General features: G+C 33.8%; 5 protein-coding genes and 1 rRNA gene. All 6 read right to left on the bottom strand.

What is annotated here, in order from left to right:
* Positions 1 to 776: 776 nt before the first annotated feature.
* Complete coding sequence (locus ACKI3H_RS02155; protein ID WP_407370656.1) at positions 777 to 1,058, bottom strand: DUF1827 family protein; 282 nt, start codon at positions 1,056 to 1,058, stop codon at positions 777 to 779.
* A gap of 339 nt (positions 1,059 to 1,397) precedes the next feature.
* Complete coding sequence (locus tag ACKI3H_RS02150) at positions 1,398 to 2,825, bottom strand: glycoside hydrolase family 1 protein (RefSeq protein ID WP_407370655.1); 1,428 nt, start codon at positions 2,823 to 2,825, stop codon at positions 1,398 to 1,400.
* Between the two features lie 133 nt (positions 2,826 to 2,958).
* On the bottom strand, positions 2,959 to 4,419 hold the full coding sequence (locus ACKI3H_RS02145; protein WP_407370654.1) for a glycoside hydrolase family 1 protein: 1,461 nt from the start codon (positions 4,417 to 4,419) through the stop codon (positions 2,959 to 2,961).
* Positions 4,420 to 4,444: 25 nt separating this feature from the next.
* A complete protein-coding gene (locus ACKI3H_RS02140) occupies positions 4,445 to 6,370 on the bottom strand; it encodes a beta-glucoside-specific PTS transporter subunit IIABC (protein WP_407370653.1) in 1,926 nt (641 codons plus the stop codon).
* Between the two features lie 122 nt (positions 6,371 to 6,492).
* A complete protein-coding gene (gene licT, locus ACKI3H_RS02135) occupies positions 6,493 to 7,338 on the bottom strand; it encodes a BglG family transcription antiterminator LicT (RefSeq protein WP_407370652.1) in 846 nt (281 codons plus the stop codon).
* A 277-nt stretch (positions 7,339 to 7,615) separates the two neighbouring features.
* A 5S ribosomal RNA gene (gene rrf / locus ACKI3H_RS02130) occupies positions 7,616 to 7,731 on the bottom strand.
* Positions 7,732 to 7,866: the final 135 nt, after the last annotated feature.

The raw sequence follows: 7,866 nt of genomic DNA, 5'->3' as shown, positions 1-7,866 counted from the left end.
TGCCGCCAGCGTTCGTCCTGAGCCAGGATCAAACTCTCATATAAAATGATGCTTGAAGCTCATATTGATTGCTAGCGAATAATTATTCACTAATTTTGTTACTGTTGACTTAGCACTGCTAAGTCACCCTCACATTTGGTTCGTCTTACTTTGTTTAGTTTTCAAAGGTCTAAAGCGCGTTGTTTTGTTCGTGACAACTTATACATAATACCATGTACAGCGCTGTCTGTCAACAACTTTTATTTTTATTTTTTTCGTTGATTTGAATCAATTGCCTCAACGACATTTACTAATATACCAGCGAAATCAGCATTCGTCAACATTTTTTTAGAATAAAATTACATTTTTCATTAAAGATGAACATTCAATTAAATATAGAATTTAAGTACTATAATTTAGTTTAAAAAAACGAACATTTTGTAAATTTTATTACACATTGTAAAGGATATGTTAGTTGCATTTTTCATTACATAAATATTCTAAAAATCATGTATAAATTTTAATCAATAATAACTAATGAATAAAAAAAAGTTTTACACGAATAAACTCGAGCAAAACTTTTCTTTCTATAACGTTTTAAAGCACCTGTACCCTAAATCATGTCAATCAGTGTAAATACAACAACACTATTTTTGTTCAGCTTATTAAAATAAGTTTCCATAATCATTAACAACAATTATTATAATAGAAAAGATAGTTATCACCAATTGGACGACGCATCAGAAAATAGATACTTAATCTAAAAGTGATAATCTTACTTTAAGAAAATATGAAAATCAATCTTCAACGGGAATGGATATCTCGACAATATTAGGAGCATAGATAAATTCAACGTTATCAAAAGTTGTATCAAGGATGTTTTTTAATACAAAGTTAATTTCCGAATTTTTTATAGAGCGGCTTTCATTTAATAAAATGACATCCTTACTTATTGAAGATCCTGAACAAATCACGGTGGTTTGACCTAAAGAGAAAACTTTTATATAATTGGCATTTGTATTTTCTAATTGTTCTATTACAAGTTCCGAATGATTATTAGTAACATCTATTAATTTCATCATTTCACCCCTTCTTACTTTTAGTTAGTATAATACATTATATAACTAAAAAACCACTATTTAAAGCTTTTTTTCTTTTTATAAATAAAAAATTTGAAAAATTGGTTATAGTGTTATCATATTTGAAGACAGTTTCCAAAAATCTTTCTCAATTTATAAAAACTATAAAAGAAGTCCTTGACGACTTAATATAATTTTTTAAATAAAATAATAAACTATAAGTCACTGAAACTTGAATTATACTAAAACCCTCTATTTTCTTGTTGCATCTAATTTTTAACTAATATGAATATGCTGTAAGAAAAAAACCTTGCACGAGTTTAATCGTACAAGGTTTTTTTATTTTTCAATAAGACTTGTTCCGTTTGTTTCAATAACTTCCTTGTACCATGAAAAACTTTTCTTTTTATAACGTTCTAATGTACCTGTACCATCATCATACCGATCAACGTAAATAAAACCATAACGTTTTTTTAATTCAGCTGTAGAAGCACTAACTAAGTCAATACATCCCCATGTTGTGTAACCCATAACTTCGACCCCATCTTTCAGAGCCTCTCCAACTTGAACTAAATGATCATTCAAATAATCAATGCGATAATCATCTTTAACTGTTTTATTTCCATATTCATCTGTGATTAGCTTATCATTAGCTCCCAATCCATTTTCAACGATAAACAAGGGTTTTTGGTAACGATCCCAGAAGTCATTCAAAACAATACGTAAACCTTTAGGGTCAATTTGCCAACCCCACTCAGACGCTTCTAAGTATGGGTTAGGTATCCCACCTAAAATATTGCCTTCACCTGCTACTCGTTTACTTTCATCCGCTGTTTCAGTAGAACTCATGTAATAACTGAACGAGATAAAATCAACCGTATTTTTCAATAGTTCTTCATCTTCTGGACCAAAATCTAATTCAATAGCATTTTCGCGGAAGAATCGTTTCATATATCCTGGGTAAACTCCTCGAACATGTACATCAGAGAAAAAATAGTTTTTACGTTCTGCTTCCATAGCAGCAATAACATCATCTGGATTTGGAGTTAATGGATATGTCGGCATCGCTAAAACCATACATCCGATCTGTGCTTCAGGCATTAATTCATGGCCGATTTTAGTGGCCAATGCACTTGCTACTAACTCGTGATGAACAGCTTGATACAAATCTTTTTGTGTCAGTTTTTCTGGTGGAGTAGTAATTCCGCCACTCATAAATGGTGCATGTATAATGGAATTGATCTCATTAAAGGTCAACCAGTATTTTACTTTCCCTTTGTATCTTGTAAAGACAGTGCGTACATAATTTTCATAAAACCCAATCATTTTGCGATTAACCCAACCGTCGTATTCTTTGGCTAAATGTAATGGTGTTTCATAGTGAGATAGTGTTACTAATGGTTCGATATTGTATTTAAGAAGTTCATCAAATAAATCATCATAAAATTTTAATCCAGCTTTATTTGGTTCAGTTTCATCTCCATTTGGAAAGATGCGTGCCCAAGCAATTGACGTACGGAAAGTTTTAAATCCCATTTCTGCAAATAATTTAATGTCCTCTTTATAGCGATGGTAAAAATCAATACCTACAAGTTTCATATTATCTTCTGTAGGTTCTTCCGTAATCGGGCCAAATCCACCATGTGGTGTCACATCTTGCACAGTCAATCCTTTTCCGTCTTCGTTATAAGCACCTTCTAATTGGTTTGCAGCTACTGCTCCGCCCCACAAAAAATCTTTTGGAAATTGTTCTACTGTCAAAGTCATCTTCTCCTTTTTGCCGATTAATTGTTTTAGATTCTGTCTATTGCTCATTATTAGTTGCACTAATTATGACATAGGCTATTAAATGACGAAAATAACCTGTAAGAATGAGTAACTTTAAAAATTAGTCATTCTCTCAACTATTCAAATCAGTTCCGTTCGTTTCGATAACTTTTTTATACCAAAAAAACGAATCTTTTCTTGAGCGATTTAACGTTCCTTTACCTTCATCATCTTGATCAACATAAACGTAACCATATCGCTTAGACATTTCAGAAGTAGATGCACTAACTAAATCAATCGCTCCCCAGCTGGTGTATCCTATTAAATCTACACCATCATTAACAGCTTCTCTCATTTGCTCAATGTGCTTTTGTAGATAATCGATACGATAGTGATCATGAATGCTACCATCTTCTTCTACTTTGTCGTATGCTCCTAGTCCATTTTCCACGATGAATAACGGCAACTGGTAACGATCATAAAAGTCATTCAAGGTCCATCTCAAACCAATTGGATCAATCTGCCATCCCCAATCTGAAGTTTCCAAGTAATCGTTTTTTACGCCCTCAATAAAATTACCACCAACTTGTTCTTTTTTAGGATCTGAACTAACAGAGATAGACATATAATAGCTAAACGAGATGAAATCGACAGGATAAGATTTTAATATTTCATCATCTCCACGCTCTTTATGAATAGATATATTGTTTTCTTTGAAATAGCGATTCATAAAGGCGGGGTATTCCCCACGTGCTTGTACATCTGTAAAAAATAAATTATGTTGGTTTTTTTCTTGTGCTTTGATGATATCGGTCGGATTGTTTGTTTCTGGATAAGTAGTCATACGTGCTAGCATACAACCGATTTTAAATTCTGGATTAATTTCATGCCCTATTTTTATAGCTAATGCACTGGCTACAAACTGATGGTGCCCAGCTTGATAAGACAATTCCAATGGATTATCTGCATCCTCTACTAGTACTCCACCACCAGTGTAAGGACTTAATGCGATAATATTAATTTCGTTAAATGTTAACCAGTATTTCACTTTATTCTTATATCGTATAAAAACGGTCTCCGCATAGTTAACAAAGAAATCGATAACTTGGCGATCTGCCCACCCATTGTATTTTAATGTTAAATTCAATGGTGTTTCATAGTGGGACAAAGTCACTAATGGCTCTATACCATATTTCAAACATTCATCAAACACATCATCATAAAAAGCCAATCCTTCTTCGTTTGGTGTTGTATCATCTCCATTCGGAAAAATTCTAGCCCAATTAATAGATAAGCGGAAAACTTTAAATCCCATTTCTGCAAGTAGCGCTATATCTTCTTTATAATGGTGGTAAAAATCTACTCCAAAACGTTTAGGAAAAACTGCTTGTGTTTTGTTAGCTAAAATTGCTTCGATTTCTTTTCGTGACACATCTAATGAAAAACTTTCTCCACGGTCTTCTTTCGGAATAAATCTTACCATGTCAGCTGTAGAGAGTCCTTTTCCTCCTTCATTATATGCGCCCTCAAACTGGTTGGCTGCCGTTGCTCCTCCCCATAAAAATCCATTTGGAAAACCTTCATTTTTTTTCATACAATAACCTCTTCCTTATCCGTTTTTAGATGACAATCGTCATCAGTTGTTCTTTTGATTCAACTGTTGTCTTTTCTGTTGTAATCACATCTAAATAATTTTTTGAATTTGTGATCACTACAGGTGTGACCACGCTGTAACCGGCTGCTTGGATTTTTGCAATATCAAATTCAATTAAAAGCTGACCTTTTGTTACTTTGTCTCCTTGCTTAATGTATGGAACAAATCCTTCAGCATTCATTTGAACAGTATCCATACCAATATGGATCAAGATTTCTGTTCCTTCATTAGACGTTATACCGACTGCATGAAACGTTGGGAAAAGCATTGTGACAATTCCATTAACTGGTGAAACTAATTTCCCTTCAGTTGGTTCAATTGCCAAACCTTTTCCCATAGCTCCAGATGAAAAAGCTTCATCTCGAACATCAGAAAGCGGAATAACCGAACCTTTTAATGGGCTTTCAATACTATCTTTTCCAATATAAACTTCATTTCCTGAATCAATGGTTCCATCATTAAATGTTTCTGCCACAACTGTATCATCTTCATACAATTTACCAAAACCAACCACATAAGTTAAGATAAAACCAAGAATCATGGACCCAGTGATGATAGCTATTACTATAGGTACATTACCCAATCCGCTCAAAGCAGGATTCAGGAAATTAGTGATTCCAAATAACCCCAGCCCTCCTATAACATATCCATTGGCTCCTACTAATCCTAGAGTTGCTCCACCCACACCGGCAGCAATACAGCTCATGATAAATGGTTTTTTGAGTGGTAAAGAGATACCGTAAATCGCAGGTTCTGTTACACCAAACATGCCAGAAATAACGGAAGGAATACCTAAAGATTTAACTTTTTTCTCTTTGGTCTTTGCCATAACTGCAATAATTGCTCCTGTTTGGGCAAATGAGGCTGCAAATGACATTGCTAAAATAGGATCATATCCATAAACAGCTAAGTTATTCAGCGCTACTGGAACAAGACCCCAATGCAACCCGAACATCACAAATATTTGCCAGAAGCCACCTACAATTGCACCAGCTAAGATTGGGCTTAAGTTATAAACAGCTAAAGTACCTGCTCCTACTAAGCTACCTGCCCATGTTGCAATTGGTCCAACAATCATGAAAGTTACTGGGACAATAATTAAAAGTGTAAAGAAAGGAATCAAAAAGGTTTTGACAACGTCTGGAATAATTTTTTTCAACCCTTTTTCAACTTTAGATGCTAGGAAAATGGCAACAATAATCGGAATAACTGTTGATGAATAGTCCATTAGAATAAGGGGAAGCCCTAGAAAAGTAGTGTGTACAGGTGACTCAATAATCGATCCGGAAAACAGTGTATAAAGAGGAGTACCTGCTCTTATTCCAGCTAATGTTGGGTAAACTAGTGAAGCACCAATAGCCATAGCCGTGAACTGATTCACTTTGAATTTTTTACTGGCTGTAAACGCTAAGAAGATAGGGAAGAAATAAAACAATGAATCACCTATAGCATTTAATATTTGATACGTTCCTGATTCAACTGTGAGCCAGCCTAATGCTACAAACAAAGCATTAAATCCTTTAATCATACCAGTAGCAGCTAACGTACCTAAAGTTGGTGCAAAAATTCCTGAAATCATATCAACAAACTTATTGAACAGACCGACATTTTCATCCGATTCTTGTTCAGACGAATCATTATTATTTAAATTTCCGACAGTTACAACTTCCTGATAAACATCTGGTACATGATTCCCAATGACTACTTGATACTGACCCCCACTTTTGATGACGGTTACAATTCCGTCTGTTTTTTTCAACACATCTGTATTTGCTTTACTTTCATCTTTTAATTTAAACCGTAATCTGGTCACACAATGAGTTAAGCTATTAATATTTTCTGTTCCACCAACATTTTCAATTATTGATTTAGCTAATGCTTCATATTTCATTCTAAGTCCTTCTCTCTTTTTGATTTTTTGAAAAAGAAAAACCTAAATTAATAGCCTGATGTATCCATAGATACATTCTAGCTATCAACTTAGGTTTTGCCTGCTTGCGCAGTAACAATCCATCATTGATTTTTAATTTCACTCGTAACTCTGTGGATATGAATAGCAAGATAAACTTGTTCATCTTTTGATAATGATGTTTGATGCTTATTTTCAAGATAACTATTGATCTTATTTGTACATTCAAAAGCTTTTGAATACTTTATTTTAACATGTTCGAATAAAAAATCATCATTAGAACTTTTGTTATCCTGTTCCAGCATTCTACGAGCAAAATATTGTAGGTGAGTAACAAAACGAGAATAGTTAAAAGAATCTTCATCAAAAGTGATTCCAAATTGTAACCGTACAATTGTTAAAATATCTTGCACAACTTTAGTCATTTTAACGGTGATTCCAATTTCTTGTCCATCTTGTTTAGCATTCACAATATGCAAAGCAATAGATGCTGCTTCATCTTCGTTCATTGGTACACCGAGTTTAGTTTTAATTTTTTCTAAAGCTTTTAATCCAATTTCATATTCATTTTTATAGAATTTCTTTATTTCCCAAGTTAAAGGATTTTTAATTTCGATTCCTTCACTCGTTCGACTTATCGCGTAGTTCAAATGATCCGTTAAAGTTAAATAAATATTATTGCTTAATTTAGTTTTTAAAATAGACTGTGCGTATTTGATTGTATCAGTGGCTATTTCTATAATTTCTGGATTAATTTCTTTAAACAAAGTAGAAAAAGTTTCAATACCTTCATTTCCTTCTGGTACAAACGTTTTTTCTATTTTTTCGACGTCAATTGTATCGCCAACTTTACGCTGAAAGGCAATCCCTCTTCCCATGACTACCATTTCTTCTTTAGTATCAGTTAAGGTAATTACCACATTGTTATTCAATACTTTCTCTATTCTCATATTATCGCTTTGCTCACCTACTTTCGTCTTCTTATAGAAAATAAAAAACCTAAACTCATTCCAAACGCTCTGTCTCAATGAAGATAGAACAATTCGAATCAATTTAGGTTTTGCCTGCCGATGCAGTAACAATCCTTTATTACAAACAATATAACATGTTCGAGTTAGTTATGCAAGCGTTTTATCAATTGATTTATCACTGTTTTTATTCTTACTAAAATGACTACTTTAAAAAGAACAAAAAAGACACCATCCGGAGATGATGTCTTTTTGATTTGCGTGGCAACGTCCTACTCTCACAAAGGGAATCCCTTCACTACCATCGGCGCTAAGAAGCTTAACTTCTGTGTTCGGCATGGGAACAGGTGTGACCTTCTTGCCCTCATCACCACACAATTTCAATCGAAAGTCCGTTGGACTCTCAAAACTGGATAAAGTCTAAAGTGTCTTTCGTTTACTTGCCTTCGTACACCGGGTATTGCTTTGGTTAAGTCCTCGACCGATTAGTATTGGTCCGCTCCGTATATC

It is taken from the genome of Carnobacterium sp. (genome assembly GCF_045617425.1).
Taxonomy (GTDB): domain Bacteria; phylum Bacillota; class Bacilli; order Lactobacillales; family Carnobacteriaceae; genus Carnobacterium_B.
This window is presented reverse-complemented; position numbering and strand designations above follow the sequence as displayed.

Bases quoted from the DNA above. Each gene is read 5' to 3' on its own strand.
- ACKI3H_RS02155 (WP_407370656.1), bottom strand. From the start codon at position 1,058: ATGAAATTAATAGATGTTACTAATAATCATTCGGAACTTGTAATAGAA.
- ACKI3H_RS02150 (WP_407370655.1), bottom strand. From the start codon at position 2,825: ATGACTTTGACAGTAGAACAATTTCCAAAAGATTTTTTGTGGGGCGGA.
- ACKI3H_RS02145 (WP_407370654.1), bottom strand. From the start codon at position 4,419: ATGAAAAAAAATGAAGGTTTTCCAAATGGATTTTTATGGGGAGGAGCA.
- ACKI3H_RS02140 (WP_407370653.1), bottom strand. From the start codon at position 6,370: ATGAAATATGAAGCATTAGCTAAATCAATAATTGAAAATGTTGGTGGA.
- licT (WP_407370652.1), bottom strand. From the start codon at position 7,338: ATGAGAATAGAGAAAGTATTGAATAACAATGTGGTAATTACCTTAACT.